The following is a 25,013-nucleotide window of genomic DNA, read 5'->3' on the forward strand; positions in this document are numbered from 1 at the left end:
ATGGAACACCGATTGATCGCGCCGCTGCTGGGCGCCGCGCTTGCGCTCACTGCCTTCGCCGCGCCCGCCGCGGATGCGCAGGGCGCCACGTTGTTGCACACGATGTTCCAGGACCATGCCGTGCTGCAGCGTGGCCAGCCCATTCGCCTGTACGGGCGCGCGACGCCCGGCGAAGCGGTGAAGCTGACCTTCGCCGGCAAGCGCGCAATGGCGCGCGCCGACGCCGACGGCCGCTGGACGGCGACGCTTCCCGCGCTGAAGGCCGGTGGACCGTACACGCTCACCGCAAGCGCCACCGGCACTACGCAGACCGTGTCCGACGTGCTCGTGGGCGACGTGTGGCTGTGCTCGGGCCAGTCGAACATGGAGCTGCAGGTATGGCGCTCGCTCGATGCCCGCGCGGAGATCTCCGGCGCTTCCAGCGACACCATCCGCCTGTTGACCGTTCCGCAGGACGGCGCGGTCACGCCGCAGGAAACGTTCCAGCGTCCGGTGACGTGGAACAAGCTGGATTCCGACTCCGTTCGCGACTTCTCCGCCGCCTGCTACTACTACGCACGCGAACTGCAGAAGACCGTCAACGTTCCGATGGGCCTGATCAACGCGGCATGGGGCGGTTCGCGCATCCAGGCCTGGACCAGCGGCCCCGCATTGCGCGCAACCAACCTCTACAAGGACGAGCTCGACGTGCTCGCCCAGTACGCTACCGATCCGGTCGGCGCCATCGGTCGCTGGGGCGATGTCTGGGCGCGCTGGTGGAACGCACGCCCCGACGCGAAGCCGGGCGACACGCCGTGGAGCGCGACCTACGTGCCCGGCAAGGACTGGCGCACCGCGCCGCACGACCTTGGCCCGTGGGAGAAATGGGGCGTTCCGGAACTCGCTCAGTTCGACGGCATGCTCTGGTACCGCACCACGGTGAAGCTCACCGCCCAGCAGGCGTCGCAGGACGCCGTGCTCGCTCTCGGCCCCGCCGACGAAGTGGATATGACGTGGGTGAACGGCGTCGCCGTCGGCAGCACCTACGGCGCTGGCAGCGGTCGCGAGTACGTACTGCCGCGTGGCCTGCTGAAGGAAGGCGAGAACAGCGTCGTCCTCAACGTGCTCGACACCTACCGCGACGGCGGCCTGGCCGGTCCTGCGAGCGCGCACGCGCTGCGCTTCAAGGACGGCACCAGTGTCGTGCTGTCGAATCCCTGGAAGTGGCGCGCGGTGCAAGGCACCGATTGGCCGCCGCGTGCGCCGTGGCAGACGGCCGCGGGGCTGTCCACGCTCTACAACGGCATGATCGCGCCGCTGGGTCGCTACAACCTGCGCGGCATGCTCTGGTACCAGGGTGAGTCCAACACGTTCGAGGCCGAGCGCTATCGCGATCTGCTGCGGGTGCTGCGCGCCGATTGGCGCGATCGCTTCGGCCAGGACACGCCGTTCACCATCGTGCAGCTCGCCGGTTACGGCCAACCGAAGTCGGCGCCGGGCGAGAGTGGCTGGGCCGCGCTGCGCGAGTCGCAGCGCACCGTCGCCAACGACGACGCCAACACCGGTCTGGCCGTCGCCATCGACATCGGCGACCACTACGACATCCATCCCTCGAACAAGCAGGAGCTCGGCCGCCGCCTCGCGCGCGTCGCGCGCCACGTTGTCTATGGCGAGAAGATCGCGCCGTCCGGCCCCGTGCCTACCGCGGTGAAGCGCGTCGACGACGGCATCGTCGTCACCTTCGCCGACGTCACCGGCGACCTCGTCGCGCAGGGCTCGTACGGTCCCATCGGGTTCGAACTGTGCGGTGCCGCGAAGGATTCGTGCCGCTACGCCGATGCGAAGGCGTGGGGCAACGCCGTCGCGCTGCGCGCGCCGAACGCGCACGAGGCCACGCGCGTGCGCTACTGCTGGGCCGACGGCCCGGTATGCACGCTGTTCGACGGCGCCAACCTGCCCGCCGGTCCTTTCGAGCTGTCCATTCCCACCGCTTCTTCCGACGACCACGCACGATGAACACCCCCACTGCTGAAACCTCCCGCCACGGCTCCGCGCGCGATCGCGAGATCGTCGATGCCAAGGTCATCGTGACCTGCCCGGGCCGCAACTTCGTCACGCTCAAGATCACCACGCGTTCGGGCATCACCGGCCTGGGTGACGCCACGCTCAACGGACGCGAGCTGTCGGTCGCGTCGTACCTGCAGGACCACGTCGTGCCGAACCTGATCGGACGCGACGCCGGCCGCATCGAGGACATCTGGCAGTTCTTCTATCGCGGTGCGTACTGGCGCCGCGGGCCGGTGACGATGAGCGCGATCGCCGCGGTCGACGTCGCGCTGTGGGACATCCTGGGCAAGATGTCCGGCCTGCCGCTGTACCAGCTGCTGGGCGGGCGCTCGCGCGAGGGCGCGCTGGTGTACGGCCACGCCAACGGCCGCGACATCGGCGAAGCCAGCGACGAAGTTGGCAAGTACATCGAGAAGGGCTTCCTCGCCGTGCGCGCGCAGTGCGGCGTGCCGGGCGTGAAGAAGGCCTACGGCATCTCCACCGGCGGCAAGCCGTACGAGCCGGCCGAAAGCGAACTGCCCGCCGAAACGGTATGGAACACGCCGAAGTACCTGCAGGTGGTGCCGGAGCTGTTCGAACGGCTGCGCGCCGACCACGGCAACGACGTGGAGCTGCTGCATGACGTGCACCATCGCCTGTCGCCCATCGAGGCCGCGCGCCTGGCGCGCGATCTCGAGCCCTTCCGCCTGTTCTGGCTGGAGGATGCGACGCCGGCAGAGAACCAGAAGTCGTTCGAACTGATCCGAAAGCACTCGGTCACGCCGCTCGCGGTGGGCGAGGTGTTCAACTCGATCTGGGACTGCAAGCACCTGATCGAGAACCAGCTGATCGACTACATCCGCACCACCATCGTGCACGGCGGCGGCATCACCCACCTGCGTCGCCTCGCCGACTTCGCCGCGCTGCACTACGTGCGCACCGGCTTCCACGGCGCCACCGACCTGTCGCCGGTGTGCATGGGCGCGGCACTGCACTTCGACACGTGGGTCCCGAACTTCGGCATCCAGGAGTGGATGTTCCATTCCGACGAGACCAACGAGGTCTTCCCGCATGATTACGTCTTCCGCGACGGCCGCCTGCACGTCGGCGACACGCCCGGCCACGGCGTCGATATCGACGAGAAACTGGCCGCGAAGTATCCCTACGCACCCAAGCAGCTTCCGGTCGCACGGCTGGAAGACGGAACGATGTGGGACTGGTGATTCGATGAAACACGCCGGTCGCGATACACCCTGCAAGCCGTCATCCCCGCGAAGGCGGGGATCCAACGTTGGCTGCATCACACTCTCCGGAGGCCGGGATGGCGTCGGACAGTTGGGTTCCCGCCTCCGCGGGAACGACGGCTCGCGCGCAGGTTGGATGACCCGATGGATGTCGGGTCTGGTGCTTGCCGGTCTGTGCATCGCTTCCGCGCACGCGGCCGAGCCCGTCCTCTTCGACTGGTTCGAGTACAAGGGTCACGACGCGACGTTCGAGCAGCCGTTGAAGCCGGGCCAGTACCGCAACCCGATTCTCACCGGCTTCTATCCCGACCCCAGCATCACGCGCGCGGGCGATCGCTACTACCTCGTCAACTCGACGTTTACCTACTATCCCGGCATCCCGGTGTTCGAGAGCCGCGACCTCGTGCACTGGACACAGGTCGGCAACGTCATCGACCGCCCGTCGCAGCTCGACTTCGATGGTCTGGGCATGTCGCGCGGCGTATTCGCACCGACGATCGAGTACCACGACGGTACGTTCTACGTGTTGAATACGTCGGTGGACGCGGGCGGAAACTTCATCTCCACTGCGAAGAACCCCGCTGGCCCGTGGTCGGACCCGATCTGGCTGAAGAGCATCGATGGCATCGATCCTGCGCTGTTCTTCGATGACGGCAGGATCTACCTGATCAACAACGACGCGCCAGTGGGCACGCCGTTGTACGAGGGTCACCGCGCGATCTGGATGACGGAACTGGCGCCCGACACGCTGCAGCCCATCGGCCCGCGCAAGGTGCTGATCAACGGCGGCATGGACCTGTCGGAGAAGCCGATCTGGATCGAAGGCCCGCACCTCCACAAACGCGACGGCTGGTACTACCTCGTCTGCGCCGAGGACGGCACCGGGCCACAGCATTCGCAGGTGGTTGCGCGCAGCCGCTCGATCTGGGGACCGTATACGCCGTACGAACACAACCCGATCCTCACGCAGCGCGACCTTCCCGACGACCGTCCGGATCCCATTACCAACGCAGGCCATGCCGACATCGTCGAAACCACGGATGGCACGTGGTGGGCCGTGTTCCTGGGCAGCCGCAACTACGGCGTCACGCACTACAACACCGGCCGCGAGACCTACCTGCTGCCGGTGAAGTGGAAGGACGGCTGGCCGACGATCCTGCCGCACGGAACGCGCATTCCGCAGGTCGTCGACGGTCCGTCGTTCATGCAGCGCAACGCGACGCAGGCGCCGCTCAGCGGCAACTTCACCTGGCGCGACGACTTCGACAAACCCGAGCTCGACACCGCATGGATGTTCGCGCGCGTGCCGAAGATGGTGTGGGCGGATGTGACCTCCAATCCCGGCAAGCTGGCCATCCACCCGCTCGCCGAGGGTCTGGACACGCTGCGCAATCCTTCCTTCCTCGCGCGGCGCCAGCAGCACCTCGCCTTCGAGGCAAGCACGTCGCTGGCCGTTCCGCGCGAGGCCGGTACGGAAGCGGGCCTGGCTGCGTTCCAGAACGAAACCCATTGGCTGTCGTACACCGTGCAACGCACGAAGGACGGTGTGGAGCTGTCACTGCGCGAACGCCGCGGCGACGCGACCACGGCGCTGGCGAGCACGTACCTGCCCCAAGACACGAAGCAGTTGGCGTTGAAGGTTTCCGGCAATGCAGGTGCGTACGCGTTCGCGTACGACACCGGCACCGGTTGGCGCTGGCTGAAGCAGGACGTGGACGGAACCGTACTGAGTACCGACGTCGCCGGTGGGTTCATCGGCGCCACGGTCGGACCTTATGCGCGCGTGTCGCGCGATGAACCGTGAGGATCGAACGATGCGGACAGGAATGCATGGAATGAACGGACTGCGAGTCGCCATCGCCTCGGCGCTGCTGCTGGCATCGACCGCGTTGTGCGCGCAGACGACCACTACGGCGGCAGCCGGGGACAAGCCCTGGCTCGACACCACCTTCAGTTTCCAGGAGCGCGCGGCTGCGCTGGTCTCGCAGATGACGCTGGAAGAGAAGGCCGCGCAGATGGCCAACGGCGCGCCGGCGATCCCGCGCCTGGGCGTGCCCGCTTACGACTGGTGGAACGAGGCGCTGCACGGCGTTGCGCGCGCAGGCGCCGCGACGGTGTACCCGCAGGCGATCGGCATGGCGGCCACGTTCGATGTTCCGCTGATGGCGCAGATCTCCAGCGCCATCAGCGACGAGGCGCGTGCGAAGCACCACGAGTTCCTGCGCCAGGACCAGCACGGGCGTTACCAGGGCCTCACGTTCTGGTCGCCGAACATCAACATCTTCCGCGACCCGCGCTGGGGGCGTGGCCAGGAAACCTACGGCGAAGATCCGTACCTCACGGCACGCATGGGCGTGGCGTTCGTGAAGGGATTGCAGGGCGACGATCCGAAGTATCGCAAGCTCGACGCCACCGCCAAGCACTTCGCCGTGCACAGCGGACCCGAAGCCGACCGCCACACGTTCGACGCGAAGCCGACCGAACGCGACCTGCGCGAGACCTACCTGCCCGCGTTCGAAGCGCTGGTGAAGGAAGGCGACGTCGACGCGGTCATGGGTGCGTACAACCGTGTCTATGGCGAATCCGCCAGCGCCAGCAAGTTCCTGCTGCAGGATGTGCTGCGCAGGGAGTGGGGCTTCAGGGGCTACGTGGTTTCCGACTGCTGGGCCATCGTCGACATCTGGAAGCACCACAAGATCGTCGCCACGCCGGAAGAAGCCGCCGCGCTGGCGGTGAAGAACGGCACGCAGCTCGACTGCGGCGACACCTACGCGCCGTCGCTGCCGGTGGCGGTGCGCAAGGGGCTGATCTCCGAAGCGGAGGTCGATCACGCGGTGACGCAGCTGTTCACCGCGCGCATGCGCCTGGGGATGTTCGATCCCCCGGAGCAGGTGCGCTGGGCGGGCATCCCATACTCCGCCAACCAGTCGCCCGCGCATGATGCGCTCGCGCGCAAGGTGGCGCAGGAATCCATCGTCCTGCTGAAGAACGATGGCGTCCTTCCGCTCTCGCGCGATGTGAAGCGCATCGCCGTGGTCGGCCCGACCGCCGACGACACCATGGCGCTGCTGGGCAACTACTACGGAACGCCGGCTGCGCCGGTGACCATCCTGCAGGGCATCCGCGAGGCCGTGCCGAACGCACAGGTCGTGCATGCCCGCGGTGTCGACCTGGTGGAAGGCCGCGATGATCCTGCCGCCACGCCGCTGATCGAGCCGCAGTACCTGCGACCGGATGCGAAGTCGCCCGAGCGCGGGTTGAAGGGCGAGTACTTCCGCAACCGCGACCTGTCCGGTACGCCGGCGCTCACGCGCGTGGATTCGCAGATCGGCTTCCGCTGGGATCGCGGCTCGCCGACCGACAACCTGATGGCGCGCGGCGAAGCGCACGGCGGCCAATCGGTGCCATCGGACAATTTCAGCATCCGCTGGAGCGGACAGTTGCTGCCACCGGTGACGGGCACGTATCAGATCGAGGGTGCGGCCAACGACGGCTTCCGCCTGTACCTGGACGGCAAGCTGCTGATCGACCAGTGGAAGGACAGCGATCGCCTGCGCGCCGACAGCGCCACCGTGCAGTTGCAGCAGGGCCGCGCGTACGACCTGCGCCTGGAGTACTACGACGGTGAACGCGACGCGGGCGTACGCCTGGCCTGGCGCATGCCGGGTGCGAAGCCGCCGTTCGAGGAAGCGCTGCAGGCCGCGCGCGATTCCGACGTGGTCGTCTTCGTCGGCGGCCTCACGGGCGATGTCGAAGGCGAGGAGATGACGGTGAGCTATCCGGGCTTTGCCGGTGGCGACCGCACCGACATGCGCCTGCCGGCGACGCAGCGCAAGTTGCTCGAAGCGCTGAAGGACACCGGCAAGCCGGTGGTGATGGTCCTGACAGCCGGATCCGCGCTCGCGGTGGACTGGGCGAAGCAGAACGTGCCCGCCATCGTCATGGCCTGGTATCCGGGACAGCGCGGCGGCAACGCGGTGGCCGACGTGCTGTTCGGTGATGCCAATCCCGCCGGTCGCCTGCCGGTCACGTTCTACAAGGCGGACGAGAAGCTGCCCGCGTTCGACGATTACGCGATGCGCGGACGCACCTACCGCTACTTCGAGGGCGAGCCGCTGTTCGCGTTCGGCCATGGCTTGTCGTACACCACGTTCGACTACTCCGGCCTGACGCTGGACCGCACGCGCGTGAACGCACAGCAGCCGGTCAACGTGTCGGTCAAGGTAAAGAACTCCGGAAAGCGCGCCGGCGACGAAGTGGTGCAGCTGTATCTCGCCCCGGTCAATGCGAAGCGCGAACGGGCGCACAAGGAACTGCGCGGCTTCCAGCGCATCCACCTGCAGCCGGGCGAGGAGCGCACGGTCACCTTCGCCATCACGCCGCAGAAGGATCTGCGTACCTGGGACGAGCAGCGCGACGCCTACTCGGTGGATCCGGGTGCGTACGAGGTGCAGGTTGGCGCGTCCAGCGCGGATGTACGCGTGCGCTCGAGCCTGACCGTGACGAAGTGATGGGTGGCGGTACCGAGTGAAGGGGCAGGGCGGGCCTTGGTGTTTCGGTCCGCTCCTGCTGTCATCCCCGCCTCGCGGGGATGACTGCTTCAACAGAAACAGAAACAGCAACAGACAACCACAAACCGATTCCAGCCCCATCGCAGATGACAGCCCCCGCATCGCAACGCCTTTCCTCGAGCACACTTGCCGGCCTTCCCGGAACGGTGCTGCGCCCCGCGTATGACCGCGATGCCACGCGCATCGGCATCGTCCACCTGGGCGTGGGTGCGTTCCATCGCGCGCACCAGGCGGTGTACGTGGAGGACCTGCTGGCTCTCGATGCCAGGTGGGCCATCTGCGGCGTGTCGCTCAACAGCCGCGACGTGCGCGAGGCGCTGCAGCCGCAGGAGGGCCTGTACACGCTGGCCCTGCTGGGCGAAACGACGCAGATGCGCGTGATCGGCTCCGTTCGCGAAGTGCTTGCCGCGCGCGAGCAGGGCGACGCGGTGCTTGCGCGCCTGTCGCACCCGGATGTCCGCCTGGTGACGTTGACGATCACCGAGAAGGGCTACTGCCTGAAGGGCGAGCATCTCGACCTGGCGCACGCCGACATCGTCCGTGACCTGACCACGCCACGCTCGCCGGTCAGTGCGGTGGGCTATCTCGTCGAAGGCCTCCGTCGCCGTCGCGATGCCGGTCTGCCGCCGTACACCGTGCTCAGCTGCGACAACCTGCCCGACAACGGCGGCAAGCTGCGCCGCGCGGTGCTGCAGTTCGCCGAACGGATCGATGAGGAACTGGCCCTGTGGATTGCCGGCCACGCGACCTTCCCGCGGTCGATGGTGGACAGCATCACGCCCGCCACCGACGACGCGCTGCGCGAACGCGTGGCCCAAGCGCTGGGTTGCGCCGATGCATGGCCGGTGCAGCGCGAGCGCTACACCCAGTGGGTGGTGGAGGATGCGTTCTGCAACGGGCGCCCGCCACTGGACCGCGTGGGCGTGACCTTCAGCGATGAGATCGCCGGTTACGACAAGGCCAAGTTGCGCCTGCTCAACGCACCGCACTCGGCACTGGCGTACCTGGGCTCGCTGATGAATGTCGAAACCGTCGCCCAGGCAATGGCCACGCCGGTGCTGGCCTCGTTCGTCGAACGCCTGATGCGCGATTCCATCGCGCCCAACGTCGCGGCGCCGCGCGGGTTCGATGCACAACGCTATGCCGGCGCGATCCTGGAGCGCTTCCGCAATCCCGCGATCCAGCACCGGCTGTTGCAGATCGCGTGGGACGGTTCGCAGAAGATCCCGGTGCGGCTGCTGGGCACCATCACCGACGCGCTGGCCGCGGGTCGTCCGATCGACCGCCTGTGCCTGCCGGTGGCGGGCTGGATGCAGTTCGTGCGACGCCAGGCGAACGCCGGCGTGGCACTGGTGGACCCGCTCAACGATGCGCTGGTTTCCGTCGGCGCCGCGACCACCGGATACGCCGACGCCGACGTACGCGCCTTCCTCTCGCTGGAATCGGTGTTCGCGCCGTTGTCCGGCGATGCGCGATTCGTCGCGGCCTTGCGCAGTGCCTACGCGGTGCTGGGCGATGCGTCGCCGGACGCTGTGGAACAGGCACTCGCGGACGCGTGACCGGCGGTCGCGCGCGGCGTGTAACGAAGGAATGCACCGCCGCCCGGTAACCGGTCGGCGTGATCGCTGCCGCGACGCGAACGACGCGTCGCCGGCCTCAGTGCGGGAAGCCCATCCCGGTCGCCTTCACCCGCACCCGCGCCACGAACGTGTGCGAGGTCAGGTAGAGCGTGTGGCCGTCATCGCCGAACGCGGCGTTGGACACGCGCGCGCCGGTTTCGATCATGCCAAGACGCTTGCCGTTGGAGTCCATCACCAGCAGCCCGCCCGGCGCGCTCGCGAACAGGTGGCCATCGGCGGAAACGGCCAGGCCGTCGGGCGCGCCTTCCGCACCTGCGGCGATCAGGTCCGAGGCATCGCCGATCACGCGCTTGCCCAGCACGCTTCCATCGGCGGCTAGCGAGTACGCCATCCACACCGGGCGTGCGCGGTCGGAATTGGCCACGTAGAGCGTGCGTTCGTCGGGGGAGAGGGCGATCCCGTTGGGGAACTTCAGCCCTTCCTCGATAACGTGCACGGAGCCGTCTGGATCGAGCCGATAGACGCCGTTGAAGGACTGCTCCTTCAGTGGAGATTCGTCGATGCCCTTCAACCCGTACGGTGGATCGGTGAAGAACACCGCGCCGTTGCTGCGGCGCACGACATCGTTGGGGCTGTTGAAACGCTTGCCGCGGTAGCTGGCGGTGAGCGTGGTGCGCTGCTTCGTCGCCGGGTCCAGGCGGGCGATCAGGCGCGATCCCGAATCGGCAAGCAACACCGTGCCTGCCGGTTCCGCGTCCATCCCGTTCGCGCCCGCCTCGCGCAGGCCCGACAGGTCGGTGCCTGCGTAACCCGATGGCTGCAGGAACACGGACGCGCCGTCGCGTGCGGACCAGCGATGCATCGTGTTGCCCGGCACGTCGTTGAACAGCAGATAGCCGCCGTCGCGCATCCACAGCGGGCCCTCGGCCCACTGGAAACCCTCGGCGATGCGCTCGATGCGGGCATCACGCGCGACCAGCGCGTCGAACGACGCGTCGTACGCGGTAATTCGGCCGACAGTCTCGTACGACGACGGCGCGACGGCCGGTGTGCATGCCGGGAGGCCGACCACCAGCGCGGCGGCCAGCAGTCCATTACGCAGCGCGGCACGCATCAGCGCACCTGCAGCCGCAGTGCGGCGCCCTGCAGCGACGGCGACTCCGCGCGCAGCGTCACTGTTCCGCTGCGTCCGGGAATGCCGCGCAGGATCACCAGCGCCAGCCCGTTGAATGCATTGCGTTCGTGCGAGGGAAACGCGGTCATGTCGGTCGGGTCTCCATTGTCGGTGGCAACGATCTGGGCCGGCCCATCCACCGTGAAGCGGATGGCATTTGCGGCGGTGGGCATGGGACGACCTTCGTGGTCCAGCACACGCACGGTGACGAACGACAGATCACTGTCGTCGGCGCGAATCTGCCGCCGGTCCGCCACCAGCGCCAGTGTCGCAGCATTTCCGGCCGTCCGCGTGCTCGCACTGGCCCAGGGTTTGCCGTTGCGCCAGGCCTGCACGCGCAGTTCGCCCGGCGCGTAGACCACGTCGTCCCAGCGCAGGCGGTACTCGAACGGCGCCTTCTTCTTCCGTCCCTGCGACACCCCGTTGACGAACAGCTCCGCTTCGTCGCCGGAGGTGAACACATGCACCGGCGTGATCTGGCCTTCGCGGCCCGGCCAGGTCCAGTGCGGCAGCAGGTGCACCATCGGCAGGTCTGGGCGCCATCGCGCCTGGTACAGGTAGTAGCGGTCTTTCGGGAAGCCGGCGAGGTCGACGATGCCCGAGTACGAACTGCGTGCGTCGTAGTAGGGCGTCGGCTCGCCCAGGTAGTCGAAGCCGGTCCACACGAACTCGCCGGCGACGAAGGGATGGCGGTCGAGCGCGGCAAACACCTTGTCCGCACTGGAACCGAAATCCACCGCGTGCAGTTCGTACCCGCTGACCTGATGAATGGCGGAGTCGCCGCCGCGGCCATCGCGTACCGGCGCGCTGGTTTCCTTCGTCACCGGAAACAGATACACGCCGCGGCTGCTCAGCGCCGATGCGGTCTCGGTGCTGACGATGGCCTTGTCCGGGAAGGCGGCGTGGAAGGCGTCGTACTGCGGCTTCGTGCGGATGCGTTCGGTGCCTTCGAACTCGGGCGTGTCGCGGATGCCTTCGCCCTGGTAGTTCAGGCCGATCACGTCGAGCGCGCCCGGCAGCGGCATGTCGGGCTTGGCCCAGTTCATCGCGTTGATGGTGGGCCGGGTGGAGTCTTCCTCGCGCACGATAGCGTGCAACCGCTTCGCGATCGCGGCGCCTTCCTCACCCGTGTACTGCTCGCCCACCTCGTTGCCAACGCTCCACAACACGATGGACGGGTGGTTGCGGTCGCGGCGCAGCATCGCGCGCAGGTCCGGCTCGTGCCAGTCGGGGAAGATGAGGTGGAAATCCAGTGGCGTCTTCCTGCGTTCCCACGAATCGAAGACCTCGTCGATCACCAGCAGGCCCATGCGATCGGTGAGTTCCAGCAGTTCCGGTGCCGGTGGGTTGTGCGCCATGCGGATGGCGTTGGCGCCCATGTCGCGCAGGATCTGCAGCTGGCGTTCCGCCGCACGCACATTGAACGCCGCGCCGAGCGCGCCGAGATCGTGGTGGTTGTTCACGCCCCGGATGACAATGCGCTCGCCGTTGACGAGAAGGCCCTCGTTCGCATCGAAGCGGATCGACCGGATGCCGAACGGCGACTCCACACGATCCACGACGCGGCCATCGCGCGAGACGGTCGTGATGGCGACGTAGCGGTTGGGCTGCTGCGTCGGCGGTGGTCCCCACAGGCGCGGCCGGGCGAGCGTCGTGGATCCGGACACGGAGGCGCTGGCATTGGCCGCGATTCGCGTGTGTTCGTCGATGCGCGCGACGGCGCGGCCGGTCTTCGTGCCGTTGGCATCGAGCGCGAAGATCTCGGTAGCGACCGCCACGTCGGCGGCCTCCGACGATTCGTTGTCGAGGGATACATCGAGCGCGACCGCGGCGCGTTCCCTGGACACCTCCGGCGTCGTCACGCGCGTGCCCCACTGTGCGACGTGCACCGGATCGGTCTTCACCAGCCACACGTTGCGATACAGCCCCGCGCCCGGATACCAGCGTGCGGACTCGGGCGGGTTGTCCAGGCGGATCGCAAGCTGGTTGGACGTGCCGGGCACCACGTAGGGCGTGAGATCCACGCGCCAGCCGTTGTAGCCGTACGGCCAGCCGCCCGCCAGGCGACCGTTGATCCACACGGCCGCGTAGGACATCGCGCCGTCCACATCGAGGAAGACCTTGCGTCCCGCGTCGCTGGCGGCAATGTCCAGCGTGCGGCGATACCAGACCGGGCCCCAGGTCTGCAGGCGACCCATGCCGCCGTAAGGGCCATTCTTCAGGAAGGGGCCGGCGATGGCCCAGTCGTGCGGCAGCGTGACACGCTGCCAGGCGCCGTCGTCGAACGAGCCTTGCACGTAGTCGACGTCGGCGCCGGGATCACTGGCAGGTCGCACATGGCGCTTCGCGGGATCGCGAATCAGCGGATTGGCGGTGGGCAGGATCCACGGCTTCAGCACGCGCGCATCGCGTGCCTGTACCTTCGCGGCCTCGTCAGGCCTGGCGTCGGCATCCTTGCCGTCGGCGCTCTGCGTTACGTCGGGGCGCACGTCGTAGTCGAGACCGGTGACGCCAGCAGGATCGCCCTGGTGGAAGCGCCAACCGGTGTTGATGGAGATGCGTTCGCGCGGCGAGCCGATGGCGTGGCCCGGTGAAAGGGTGAGCCAGAACGCGAAGCACGTGACCGGTAACGTGGACAGCCAACCCCTTCGACGATGCGACACGCCCGCTCCTCGCTTTGAAGATGTCATCCCCGCAAAAAAACGGGGATCCAACCGTGGGGGCGGCATGGCATCGACGCTGCGCGCCCCTCATTCGACCGACGGACTACAACCGGTACGCCCGCTTCGGCGCCGCGTACGCCAGATCCACCGCGACGTCGGCGGCTTCGTCCTCGTCCATGCGGTGCTCCGCGACCAGCTTGGCCAGGAATGCGCAGTCGATGCGACGCGCGACGTCGTGCCGAGCGGGAATCGACAGGAACGCGCGCGTGTCGTCGTTGAAACCGATGGTGTTGTAGAAGCCGCCGCTGGCCAGCGTCTGCTCGCGGAATCGCCACATGCCCTCGGGTGCATCGTGGAACCACCATGCCGGGCCGAGGAACAGCGACGGGTAGTGGCCGGCAAGCGGTGCCAGTTCGCGCGAATAGGTGCTCTCGTCCAGCGTGAACAGGATCAGCGTCAGGCGCGGGTCGTTGCCGAAGCGGTCCAGCAGCGGCTTGAGCGCATGCACGTACTCGGTGCGCAGCGGGATGTCGGCGCCCTTGTCGCGACCGAAACGTTCGAACAGCCCCGCATTGTGGTTGCGGAAGCAGCCGGGGTGGATCTGCATGACCAGCCCGTCGTCCAGGCTCATCGCCGCCATCTCGGTCAGCACCTGCGCGCGGAACAGCTCTGCATCGGCCGGCGTGGCGACGCCGCGCACCACCTTGTCAAACAACCGCCGCACTTCGTCGGTGGACAGGTTCGCGGTGGCAGCGGTCGGATGACCGTGGTCGGTGGACGTGGCACCGTGCGCGGCGAAGAACGCGCGGCGCTTGCGATGTGCGCGCAGGTATCCGTCCCAGCTGTGGACGTCCTCGCCGGTGAGTTCGCCGAACTGCTGCAGCGCGTGCGGGAATTGTTCGTGTTCCGGGTCGACCACCGCATCCGGGCGATAGGCGGTGATCACGCGGCCGCTCCAGCCGCTGTCGCGGATGGCTGCGTGGTGCTCCAGCGGATCCAGCGGCGATTCGGTGGTTGCGATCAGTTCGATGTTGAAGCGTTCGAACAGTGCGCGCGGACGGAACTGCGGCGTCTGCAGCGCTTCAGTGATGCGGTCGTAGTACGCGTCCGAGGTCGTGGCATCCAGGCGCGTGCGCAGGCCGAACACGTCGTGGAAGACGTGGTTCAGCCACATCGACGAGGGTGTGCCACGGAACAGATGGAAGTTCGACGCGAACACACGCCAGGCCTCGCGCGGATCGACCTGCGCGCGCGAGCCGTCCGCGCGCGGAATGCCCAGCGCGTCGAGCGGCACGCCCTGGCTGTAGAGCATGCGGAACACGTAGTGGTCCGGCACGAGCAGCAGCTCGGTCGCGTTGGCGAACGGCGCGTTGCCGGCGAACCATGACGGGTCGGTATGGCCGTGCGGACTGACGATGGGCAGCGTCGCCACTTGCGCATACAGCCGTCGCGCGATGGCGCGCTGCACGGCATCGGATGGGAACAGGCGGTCTTCGTGGAGGTGCAGCGGAGTGCTCATGGGGAACTCGCGGGGGCGGGCGACGCAAGGGCGCCGCATCGATGGAAGAGGATGTCACGCCCGCGCGGGCGGGCGTGCGCGTTCGTCAGGATCATCGGCGGGGGCTCTCCGGCGGACCGAGATAGCTGGCGCGTACGGTACCGCGCACGATCTCGATGCGCTGGAACACGATGCCCGGATCGACGGCCCACAGCGTCAGCGTCTGGTTGCCGGCGCGGGCGCGGTGTCGCGACGTGGCGACCTGCACGCTGTCGCTGACCGCGCGTTCCCACGCGGGGAAATCGGGATGGCGCGGCGTCGGGTCGGCCTTCACCGTGATCAGTTGTGGCGCTTCGTCGCCGATGGCCACCGCGTAGCGCAGGCCGTCGCCGTGCTGCAGGTCGAGCGCGGGCGACGTCACCACGCGCACCTCGACCTCACCATCGCGATTGAGGTGGATCGGATATTCCAGTCGCGAAGCGCCGGCGTCGGGCAACCGGGTCGGCGCCGCCTCCGGCCAGACCGTCACGCCCGAGAGCGTGCGGCCCAGATTCGGGATCGTGCGCCATTCCATACCGGGCGCCGAAAGCGCGTGGGCGTGGTGTTCGGCCTCGATGGCGATCTGCCCGTCACTCTCGACGAAGCCGTGCGGCGCGACGGTGGGGGCGGGCATCGAAACCGGAACGCGCACGGCGACCTGTGTGCCGTCGCTGCCGCGCAGCGTGACGGTGCCCTCGTGCTCGCCGACGGGCACGGTGTCCCAGTCGACTGTGACCTGCAGCGTCCGCTCATCGGCAACCGTTCCGGACTGCGGTTGCACGTGCAGCCACGGCTGCTTCGTGGTGGTGGTGTAGCGAAGCGGTGCGCTGCCGCGATTGAAGACGATGATCCCGCGCGCGGTCGCCCCGATGGGATCGAGCGTCGGCAGCGCGGCCTTTCCATCCGCACCCGGCCACGCGCGGGTGTCGCCTTCCACCGCCACGCCGAGCGCGGCCTTCGCCGGCACCGTCGGAGTGGTAAGTTGCGGCATCACGTTGCGCTCGGGCTGTTGCCAGCCGGTATAGCCGATGCGCGGCTGCGACATCATGTGGATCCACTTGCCGCCCGCGATGTCCCGCTCGTAGACGCGCGCCAGTTCCGCATCGTGCTCGAACAGTTGCGTGGCCAGGTTCGCCTGCGCCAGTGCGGACGCATTGCGGCCCTGCGAGGCATACAACCGGTTGCGGCCGACGGCGATGTACATCGCGGTGAGGTTGGCGCTGGCGGTCACCGGGTACTCGACCAGCTGCCAGTACGCATCGCGATACGCGGCCGACAGCGCGGCACCGACCTTCTTGGCCTGCTCGACCAGCGATTGCCAGTCGGCGAGCACGCGCTGCGCCTCATTGAAGTTCACCAGGCTGAAGGTTTCCGGTGTCAGCAGTTCCGGCTTGCGGCGCGCGTTGTACTGCGTGTAACGCGTGAGCAGCTCGCCGATCTCCTGCGCATGTTCAGCGCCGAACTGCTGCGCGGCCCAGTCGGCGGGATAGTCCTGCAGGCGCTCGGGCGTGATCGCCTCCGGACGCCACGCCAGGTCCAGGAACAGCGAGATCGGGAACTCCATCGGCTTGAGGTCGCCCACATTGACGATCCACAGCCGGTCCGCGCCGAACGCGCGTGCGCGCTGCATCTGCTCCCAGGTGCGTTCGATCTGCACCGTGTTGATCCACTTGTAGTTGCGTGGACCGCCGACATAGTCGAAGTGGTAGTACACGCCATACCCGCCGCCGCGTGTTTCGCCGGGCTTCGGAAGACGACGCAGATTGCCCCAGTTGTCGTCGGCGAAGAGCAGGGTGACGTCGTCGGGGACCTGCATGCCGGCGTCGAAATAGTCCTGGACTTCCTTGTACAGCGCCCACACCTGCGGCGTCTTCGCCAGCGGCTTGTGGGTTAGCTCGGCGAGGATGTTGCGCTGGTCGCGCACGATGGTCTGCAGCAGATCGATGGCGGTGCCCTGCGTCATCGGCTCGTCGCCATCGCCGCGCATGCCCAGCGTCACCACGCTTTCGTGGTCGCCCATCCGAGCGATGCCTTCACGCCAGAAGGCGCGCAGCGTGTCGGCGTTCTTCGTGTAGTCCCAGGGGCCCTTGCCGTGGCGCTCCCACTCCACGTGCGCGCGCATCATGGGTTCGTGATGGCTGGTGCCGATGACCACGCCGTACTCGTCGGCCAGCGCGGGATTGCGCGGGTCGTCGTCGGCGAAGGCGCGGCCCCACATCGCCGGCCACAGGTAGTTGCCCTTCAGGCGCAGGATCAGCTGGAAGACACGTTCGTAGAACTGGTGATTCGGTCCGCCGTAGGTCGCCTTGATCCAGCCGCCCAGCGCGGGGTCCTCGTCGTTGAGGAAGATGCCCCGGTAGCGAGCTTCCGGCGCATCGACGAAGCGGCCTGGCGCCACATGCAGCGAGGTCCGGCGCGGCACCGGCACATCGGCCCACCACGTCCACGGAGACACGCCCATGCGCCGAGAGAGTTCGTACACGCCGAAGACCGTGCCGCGCTTGTCAGCGCCCGCGATCAGGAGTGCGCGATCGATGCCGGGCTCCGGACGTTCGACGACCTGGATCAGGTGCGCTTCCCAGCGCCCGGCCACGTTGCGCGTATCGATGCGCTTCTCGCGCACGATGCGGTCCACGCGTGGGCTGTGGCCCAGCGTGCCGACGATGATCGCCGTGCGAGCGGTGGACGCTCCGGTGGAGAAGACCGCGTCGTGGCCCGACAGCGCGCTGAGGTCGCCCTGCAGGTCGCGCGCGGCGCGCACCACGCCGGGGAAGTCGTGTCCATCGGCAAGCACGCCGAGCGGAGTGCCATCGTCGATCAGGGCCAGCGCGCCACTCACCGCGCGTTCGCACACGGCGGCGGGCCGCGCGCAGTCGTCCGCCGCATGTACCTGCGCGCTCGCCAGCAGCGTGAGCGCCGCGAGGGCGGCGCGCAGCGAAGTCACGGTGTGGTCGCGGCAGCGCCGCCCACGCCACGCATGTAACCGCGCAGCCACGCCAGCGCCGGACGCTCGCTGCCGTCCTTGCGCACCAGGTTCGCGCGCTGCTTGGTGCGCCACATGCCCGGACGGTACCCCCACAGCGTCACGCCCTTCACCGCCGGGTGCTCCCAGAACACCGGGAAGATGCGCTGGTAGTCCGCGACCTGCTGTGCGTCGTTGGCGCCGTCGATGTCGAGCTCGGTCACGTAGATCGGCAGGCCGGTCTGCGCCAGCGAGTCCAGGTTGGCCTTGTGTACCGACATCGGCACGTCGGCCGTTGTCTCGAACGAATGGGCCTGCACGCCGATGCCATCGACCAGGTGGTCCTTCTGCAACAGCTCGATGATCTCGCGGTAACGCTTCGTGTTCTCGGGCTTGTTGGTGATGTTGTAGTCGTTGATCAGCAGCTTCGCGTGCGGGAAGTGCTGGCGCGCCAGCTTGTAGGACGTGACGATCCAGTCCCAGCCGGTGGCGCCGGCGCCGCCGAGCGCTTCGATGTAGTTGCCGCCGCCTTCGTCGTCCTTGCTCGGCGGATCGTTGAGCGGCTCGTTCACGACCTCGACGAAGTCCAGGTCCGGGTAGCGCTGGGCGACCGCGGCGAACCACTCCTCGATCTCTTCGCGCTGCTCGTTGACCGGCAGCTTCTCCATCCATTCCGGCTGCTGGTTGCCCCAGACCATCACATGCATATGGAACGGGAAACCGTGGTCCCTGGCGAATTTGTACGCCGCGTCCAGGCCGGTCCAGTCCATGCGGTCGCGTACCGCCTCGACTTCGCCCCACTTGCCGGCGTTCTCGGGCGAGACCTTGTTGAAGTACGTGTCGAAATCGCGGATCTGCGTGGGGCTGTGCACGCTGCCGAGGAACTTGGGTTGGCCGGCGGCGAGCGGCGCCGTCTGCGCGTTGGCGAGCAGCGGCGATGCAGCGAGCAGCGCGGTGCACAGGATCTTGCGGGTGGTGTTCATTCCGTCCCTCCTACGGATGGTGGTCATGCCGCCCGCGGGCCGTTGAAGGCCGCCGGCTGCAGTCTGGGTGCGAGCAGGTGCACGACCGCGAGCGCGATCAGATAGGCGCAACCTGCGATCAGGAAGATGCGTGCGTAGCTGCCGGTGGATTCGAGCTGCGCACCGGTGAAGACCGACATCAGCATGCCGCCCACCGCGCCGGCGAAACCGCCGATGCCCACCACCGACGCGACCGCGTGGCGCGGGAACATGTCCGACGGCAGCGTGAACACGTTGGCCGACCAGCCCTGGTGGCCCGCCATGGCCAGGCCGATCAGCGCCACCGCGATCCACAGGTTGTCGACCTGTGTCACCAGTACGATCGGCGCGACACACAGCGCGCAGGTCAACATCGCGCCCTTGCGCGCACGGTTGACGTCCCAGCCCAGGCGCATGAAGCGCCCGGCCAGCCAGCCGCCGGCGATGCTGCCGACGTCGGCCATCAGGTAGACGACGATCATCGGCAGGCCGATCGTGCTCAACGACAGCTTGTATTCCGATGCCAGGAACTTGCCCAGCCAGAACAGGAACAGCCACCAGACCGGATCGGTGATGAACTTCGCGGCGACGAACGCCCAGGCCTGGCGATGGCGCAGCAACTGCAGCCACGGCACTTTCACGTTCGGTTCCGGCGGGTCGCTGCGGATATGCGCGAGCTCCGCGGCCGACAGCTTCGGCTGCTGGTCGGGCGTGCGGTACGTGAGCAACCAGCCCACCAGCCACGTCGCGCTGAGTACGCCGGTGAACAGGAAGGCAGCCTGCCATCCCCACGTCGCCGCGATGATCGGCACCAGCAGCGGCGCGAGCACGGCGCCCACGTTGGAGCCGGCGTTGAACACGCCCACCGCCAATGCGCGTTCGCGCCGCGGGAACCATTCGGCGACCGTCTTGATGGCCGCGGGGAAGTTGCCCGCTTCGCCCAGCCCCAGCGCGAAGCGCGCCGCGGCAAAACCGATCACGCTGCCGGCCAGCGCGTGCGCCATCGCAGCCACGCTCCACACGCTGATGGCGATGGCATAGCCGACGCGCGTGCCGAAGCGGTCGATGATCGCGCCCGCGCAGAGCAGGCCGATGGCATAGGCGGCCTGGAACGCAGTGACGATGTAGCCGTACTCGATCTCGTTCCAGCCGATCTCCGATTGCAGGAACGGCGCGAGCACTCCCAGCACCTGGCGATCGACGTAGTTGATGGTCGTCGCCGCCAGCAGCATCGCGCACACGCGCCACCGGTAATTGCCCACGCGCGTCGCGGGCGCGGAAGTTCCATCGATACGGTCCGACCCACTCATTCGCGGCGATCCCGCGCGTGGTCTGCGATGCACATCCCCATGTTCCCCTACCTGTACGCCTGCGGGCACCAAAAGTGATAGCGCTATCATTAGCACGCGCGAACTGGACGCGTCACGCGCTACGAATCCGCGCGCGATTGCAAGAGGCAAGAGACACGTCCCGGCCAAAATCTTTTGCTGCAAAGCAGCATAGGCCCGGTGAAATCCAGCGGAATTTCATGTTGCTCCGCAGCGTGCGGCAAGAATGGTGGTAGCGCTACCATCCGGTCCCACTGCTTCATGGGTCATTGCGTCACCTGCGTCATCCGCGTCATCCACCACAAAAAGCCAGCCGGCCGCTGCAGGGTTTCCAGCGTCCGGATTCACCAGAAACGGGAGGGGAGTACGGTGCAACACCAAGTCAAGAGAACGACGTTGTCGCGCGCATTGGGTCTTGTGCTGCTGGGCATGGCCAGCAGTGCCGCGATGGCGCAGCAGGCGCAGACGGAGCAGGCCACGCAGCAGGAAGCGAACACGGCCGGACAGGCCCAGGCGCCGGCACAAGGGGATGCGGCCAACCAGTCGGTGACCGACCTGGACCGCGTGGTCGCCACGGGCTTCCGCCAGAGCCTGGAGTACTCCACGCAGGCCAAGCGCGATTCCACCGGTTTCACCGATTCGATCTTCGCCGAGGACATCGGCAAGTTCCCGGACATGAACATCGCCGAGTCGCTGGCGCGCATTCCGGGCATCCAGCTCAACCGTGACGTCAACGGCGAAGGCCTCAACGTCGCCATCCGCGGCCTGCCCAGCAGCTTCACCAAGACCACCATCAACGGTGCGTCGGTTGCCACGGCCTCGATCGGCCTGGACGCGACCAACCAGAACCGCGAAGTCGACCTGAACCTGTTCCCGACCGAGTTCTTCAGTCAGGTCAAGGTGTACAAGTCGCCGACTGCCGCGCTTCCTGAAGGTGGCGCGGCCGGCGTGGTCGACATGCGCAACGTGCGTCCGTTCGACAGCGGCAAGACCCAGGTCACCTACACGCTGGAAGCCGGCTACAACGACATCGCCGACAAGGTCGCCCCGCGCGGCACGGTGATCGGCTCCTGGGTCAACGACGAAGGCACCTTCGGCGTGCTGGGCGGCATCACCTCCACGCGCGGCCACATCGGCGTGGAAGGCTACGAGACCGTCGGCTGGACCAACCCGAACCTGACCAACGCCCAGTGCGGCAACGGCGGCGCGGCGGCGGGCTTCCCGGCGCTGGGCCAGCCCTGCAACGTCACCGGCGGCAACGGCTGGCGCATCCCGGACACGGTGCCGAACAACGCCTCGACCATCGCCGCCGGCCTGACGCCGGGCCAGACGATCGACGCGGCGCTGCTGCAGCAGCTCAACCCGGGCCTGACGACCGCGCAGATCGGCGAAGCGCTGATCCCGCGCCTCGGCCGTCCGGTGCACATGTCCGGCGATCGCGACCGTGATTCGTTCCTGGGCTCGGTGCAGTGGCGCCCGAACGAAAACATCGACATGTACATGGACGTCCTGTACACGAAGGCCAAGCGCACCAACGACCGCATCGACATGAATCTGATCGGTCGCAACGGCGGCATGATCCCGATCGACATGCAGCTGGACGCGAACAACGTGGTCACCAGCGCCACGTTCACGAACGCGCAGTTCTTCCTCGAAGCCCGTCCGTACACCGAAGACGTGCAGTACTGGCAGGTCACGCCGGGCGGCACGTTCTACTTCGACGAGGACGTCAAGCTCGACGTGCAGGGCAGCTACAGCCGCAGCTGGATGCGTCGCGACTCGCCGACCATCCTGTTCAACTCGCCGTTCACCACGCTGCAGTACACCAACAACGGCGACGTCCCGAGCTGGACCACCGACCTGGATCTGAACGATCCGAACCTCGGCTGGACCTGGACCGGCGGTCGCGTGTGGGCGCAGAACGAAAAGCGCGTCACCGAGACCAAGGGCCTGAACGCCAGCCTGCAGCTGGGCGACGATCGCAACAATGTCACCTTCGGCGTCGCGTGGGACACGAACTACCGCACCATCGTCGGCTTCGGCGACACCGGCACCAACTGGCAGCCGTACGCGCTCGCGCAGGTTCCCAGCTCGGCGCTGCCGAACTACATCACGCCGGGCCCGTTCGGCTTCGTGACCGTGGACTTCGACCGCTTCATGCGCGACACCAACTACGCCTACTACCGCGATACGGCGGGTGAGGCCAACGGTGCCAACACCGGTGCTCCGACCGGTGGCTTCGACGAGGCCAACACCGCCGCGTTCGTCATGATCAACGGCGAGTCGGAAGTGTGGCACCGCAACATGCGCTACAACATGGGCGTGCGTTACGCGTCGACCGACCAGGACATCAGCGGCCCGGTCACCATCAACGGCGTGCGCAACTGGCAGACGCTGACCGGCGACTATGCCGAATGGCTGCCGTCGTTCAGCGCGGCATGGGACGTGGCCAAGGACGTCGTGCTGCGCACGTCGGCCTCGCGCACCATGACCCGCCCGAACCCGAGCTCCATGCTGCCGGCCACCACCTTCACCGACATCTCGGCGCAGGTGGCCAACCAGGGCAACCCGGACCTGACCCCGTACATCTCCACCAACTTCGACATCGGTGGCGAGTGGTACACGGGCGGTGAGGGCTTCGTCGGCCTGACCCTGTTCAACAAGCGCATCGAGGGTTACACCTACCAGGGTGTCACCACGCGTCCGTTCACCGACCTGGGCATTCCGTTCGATAGCCTGCTCGCCTCGCAGCAGCAGGCGATCAACTCGCGCGGCGGCCCGGACGTGGCGACCGTGAACGTGCAGCAGCAGGTCAACGCCGATGCCGAGCTCGAGATCCGCGGCTGGGAACTGATCTGGGTGCAGCCGCTGGGCATGGTGCTCGATGGCCTGGGCTTCATGGCCAACTACTCCAAGCTCGACATCAGCACGATCGGCAAGGACGCGAAGGCACTGGCCGGCAACGTCTACGGCGTGGCGCCCAGCATGTGGAACGCCACCGTGTACTGGGAGAACGACGTCGCCCAGGCGCGCCTGTCGTACAACTGGCAGGAAGGCGCCGTCGGCACCGGTCCGAACCAGCAGGGCATTCCGTTCGCGCAGATCTACGGCGAAGACCGTGGCCAGCTCGACCTGTCGACGAGCTACACGCTCGCCAACGTCTGGTCCAAGCCGCAGATCTACTTCAACGTGACCAACATCCTCGGCGAGGAGCGTCGCTCCTTCTTCGCCTACGACAACGCGGTCAACGACATGTACGATCCGGGCACCACGTACACCGTCGGCGTTCGCGGCACGTTCTGATCCAGCGCGCGTGATCCAACAGCGGTAACCTGCGGCCCGTTCGGTGGAAACACCGGGCGGGCCGTACTACTTGGGCCCCGCGATGGCAGGGCTCCCGAATCTGACGCCGGGGCACATGAACAGCACTTCCGAAACGTTGTCGGTCACCGAGAAGGTCGGGTACAGCCTCGGCGATCTCGCCGCGAACCTGATCTTCCAGACGCTGGTCACCTTCCTGGCGTTCTTCTACACGGACGTTTACCGCATTCCCGCCGGCACCGCCGCGACGATCATCCTCATCGTCGGCATGCTCGGCGCCTTCGTCTTCACGCCGATCATCGGCTTCGCCGCGGACCGCACCAGCACGCGCTGGGGCAAGTTCCGGCCGTGGATCCTGTGGACCGCGATTCCCTTCGGCGTGTTCTCGCTGCTGGCCTTCAGCACGCCGGACCTGGGGCCCAAGGCCAAGGTCGCCTATGCCTTCGCGACCTACACCCTGCTGGTGCTGGTCTACGCGGCCAACAACCTGCCGTACTCGGCGCTCAGTGGCGTGCTGACCGGCAGCATGGCCCAGCGCAACAGCCTGTCGGCGTACCGCTTCGTCGCGGTGATGGTGGCGCAGTTCATCATCCAGGCGCTGCTGCTGCCGCTGGTGCTGATCCTGGGAGACGGCGACAAGGTGCGCGGGTTCCACAACACGATGATGCTGTTCGCCATCGTCGGCACGGTGTTCTTCCTGATCACCTTCTTCACCACGAAGGAGCGCATCGTTCCCGCGCCGGAGCAGAAGTCGACCGTCGCGCAGGACCTGGGCGATCTGTCCAGGAACCGCCCGTGGGTGGTGATGCTGCTGCTGACGATCCTGGTGTTCGTCACGCTGGCCCTGAAGGGCGGCATGTACGTGTACTACTTCAAGTACTACCTGAGCGAGCCGCACCTGGCGGGCTTCCTCGACCAGGTGGGCTTCAACGGCTTCATCGCCGGGCTCAACTCGGTGCTCACCAGCGCCGGACTGACCGAGTTCCAGTGGCCGAAGGACGCACCCACTTCGGCGCTCAGCCTGTTCAATGCCGGCGGCATCATCTTCATGATCATCGGCATCGGCTTCTCCAAGCGCTTGGCCGACCGCTTCGGCAAGCGCGATGTGTTCGGCGGCGCGCTGCTGGTGTCCACGCTGTTCATGCTGGCGTTCTACGTGTTCCCGCCGCAGGCGACGTGGGTGGTGTTCGTCTCGCAGATCCTGCACGGCTTCTTCTACGGCATCACCATCCCGCTGCTGTGGGCGATGATCGCCGACGTGGCCGACTACTCGGAGTGGAAGAACCACCGTCGCGCCACCGCGATCATCTTCTCGGCGATGCTGTGCGGCCTGAAGATCGGCCTCAGTGTCGGCGGCGCATCGGTGGCCGGCATCCTTGCCTACTACGGCTACGAGCCCGGAGCCGCCGCGCAGGCGTCGCAGACCGTCGACGGCATCCGCCTGGCGGTGAGCGTGTACGCCTCGATCCCCTTCCTGCTCTGCGTGGTGCTGTTGTTCCTGTACGAGATCAACAAGACGATGGAGTCGCGCATCGAGCATGAGCTGAACACGCGCCGCCTGCAGGCGAGCGCCGCCAGCGCCTGAGCCCCCACGACGAGTACTGCCG

The 25,013-nt window shown here is 67.3% G+C and carries 13 protein-coding genes; 7 read left to right on the forward strand and 6 right to left on the reverse strand.

Going from position 1 to position 25,013, the window contains the following annotated elements; genetic code table 11:
• The 5 genes from QLQ15_RS05850 (at window position 1) to QLQ15_RS05870 (ending at window position 9,399) form a co-directional block, all read left to right on the forward strand.
• On the forward strand, window positions 1–1,995 hold the full coding sequence (locus QLQ15_RS05850) for a sialate O-acetylesterase (protein WP_283211895.1): 1,995 nt from the start codon (window positions 1–3) through the stop codon (window positions 1,993–1,995).
• A complete protein-coding gene (gene manD / locus QLQ15_RS05855) occupies window positions 1,992–3,248 on the forward strand; it encodes a D-mannonate dehydratase ManD (protein WP_283211896.1) in 1,257 nt (418 codons plus the stop codon). Before QLQ15_RS05850 ends, manD begins: the two co-directional genes overlap by 4 nt.
• Before the next feature lie 169 nt (window positions 3,249–3,417).
• On the forward strand, window positions 3,418–5,073 hold the full coding sequence (locus QLQ15_RS05860) for a glycoside hydrolase family 43 protein (RefSeq protein WP_283213946.1): 1,656 nt from the start codon (window positions 3,418–3,420) through the stop codon (window positions 5,071–5,073).
• A gap of 31 nt (window positions 5,074–5,104) precedes the next feature.
• The gene (locus QLQ15_RS05865; protein WP_283211897.1) at window positions 5,105–7,780 is read left to right on the forward strand and encodes a glycoside hydrolase family 3 protein; all 2,676 of its coding nucleotides are present in this window, start codon (window positions 5,105–5,107) and stop codon (window positions 7,778–7,780) included.
• Window positions 7,781–7,926: 146 nt separating this feature from the next.
• Complete coding sequence (locus QLQ15_RS05870; RefSeq protein WP_283211898.1) at window positions 7,927–9,399, forward strand: mannitol dehydrogenase family protein; 1,473 nt, start codon at window positions 7,927–7,929, stop codon at window positions 9,397–9,399.
• Between the two features lie 97 nt (window positions 9,400–9,496).
• Here QLQ15_RS05870 and QLQ15_RS05875 read toward each other — a convergent pair whose 3' ends face one another.
• The 6 genes from QLQ15_RS05875 to QLQ15_RS05900 form a co-directional block, all read right to left on the reverse strand.
• A complete protein-coding gene (locus tag QLQ15_RS05875) occupies window positions 9,497–10,534 on the reverse strand; it encodes an SMP-30/gluconolactonase/LRE family protein (RefSeq protein WP_283211899.1) in 1,038 nt (345 codons plus the stop codon).
• A complete protein-coding gene (gene galB, locus QLQ15_RS05880) occupies window positions 10,534–13,173 on the reverse strand; it encodes a beta-galactosidase GalB (RefSeq protein ID WP_283213947.1) in 2,640 nt (879 codons plus the stop codon). Before galB ends, QLQ15_RS05875 begins: the two co-directional genes overlap by 1 nt.
• A 187-nt stretch (window positions 13,174–13,360) precedes the next feature.
• A complete protein-coding gene (gene uxaC, locus QLQ15_RS05885) occupies window positions 13,361–14,776 on the reverse strand; it encodes a glucuronate isomerase (protein ID WP_283211900.1) in 1,416 nt (471 codons plus the stop codon).
• Window positions 14,777–14,867: 91 nt separating this feature from the next.
• Complete coding sequence (locus tag QLQ15_RS05890) at window positions 14,868–17,738, reverse strand: glycosyl hydrolase 115 family protein (RefSeq protein ID WP_283211901.1); 2,871 nt, start codon at window positions 17,736–17,738, stop codon at window positions 14,868–14,870.
• Complete coding sequence (locus tag QLQ15_RS05895; RefSeq protein ID WP_283211902.1) at window positions 17,735–18,739, reverse strand: endo-1,4-beta-xylanase; 1,005 nt, start codon at window positions 18,737–18,739, stop codon at window positions 17,735–17,737. Before QLQ15_RS05895 ends, QLQ15_RS05890 begins: the two co-directional genes overlap by 4 nt.
• A 23-nt stretch (window positions 18,740–18,762) precedes the next feature.
• Entirely contained in the window at window positions 18,763–20,067 is a 1,305-nt protein-coding gene (locus tag QLQ15_RS05900; protein WP_283211903.1) for an MFS transporter, read from the reverse strand.
• Window positions 20,068–20,454: 387 nt separating this feature from the next.
• On the opposite strand from QLQ15_RS05900, the gene QLQ15_RS05905 reads away from it, so the two are divergent.
• Both QLQ15_RS05905 and QLQ15_RS05910 read left to right on the forward strand, forming a co-directional pair.
• Window positions 20,455–23,388, forward strand: coding sequence for a TonB-dependent receptor (locus tag QLQ15_RS05905; RefSeq protein ID WP_283211904.1), 2,934 nt, complete (start codon window positions 20,455–20,457; stop codon window positions 23,386–23,388).
• Between the two features lie 115 nt (window positions 23,389–23,503).
• A complete protein-coding gene (locus tag QLQ15_RS05910; protein WP_283211905.1) occupies window positions 23,504–24,991 on the forward strand; it encodes an MFS transporter in 1,488 nt (495 codons plus the stop codon).
• Window positions 24,992–25,013 lie beyond the last annotated feature (22 nt).

Source organism: Lysobacter stagni (assembly GCF_030053425.1).
Taxonomy (GTDB): domain Bacteria; phylum Pseudomonadota; class Gammaproteobacteria; order Xanthomonadales; family Xanthomonadaceae; genus Lysobacter_J; species Lysobacter_J stagni.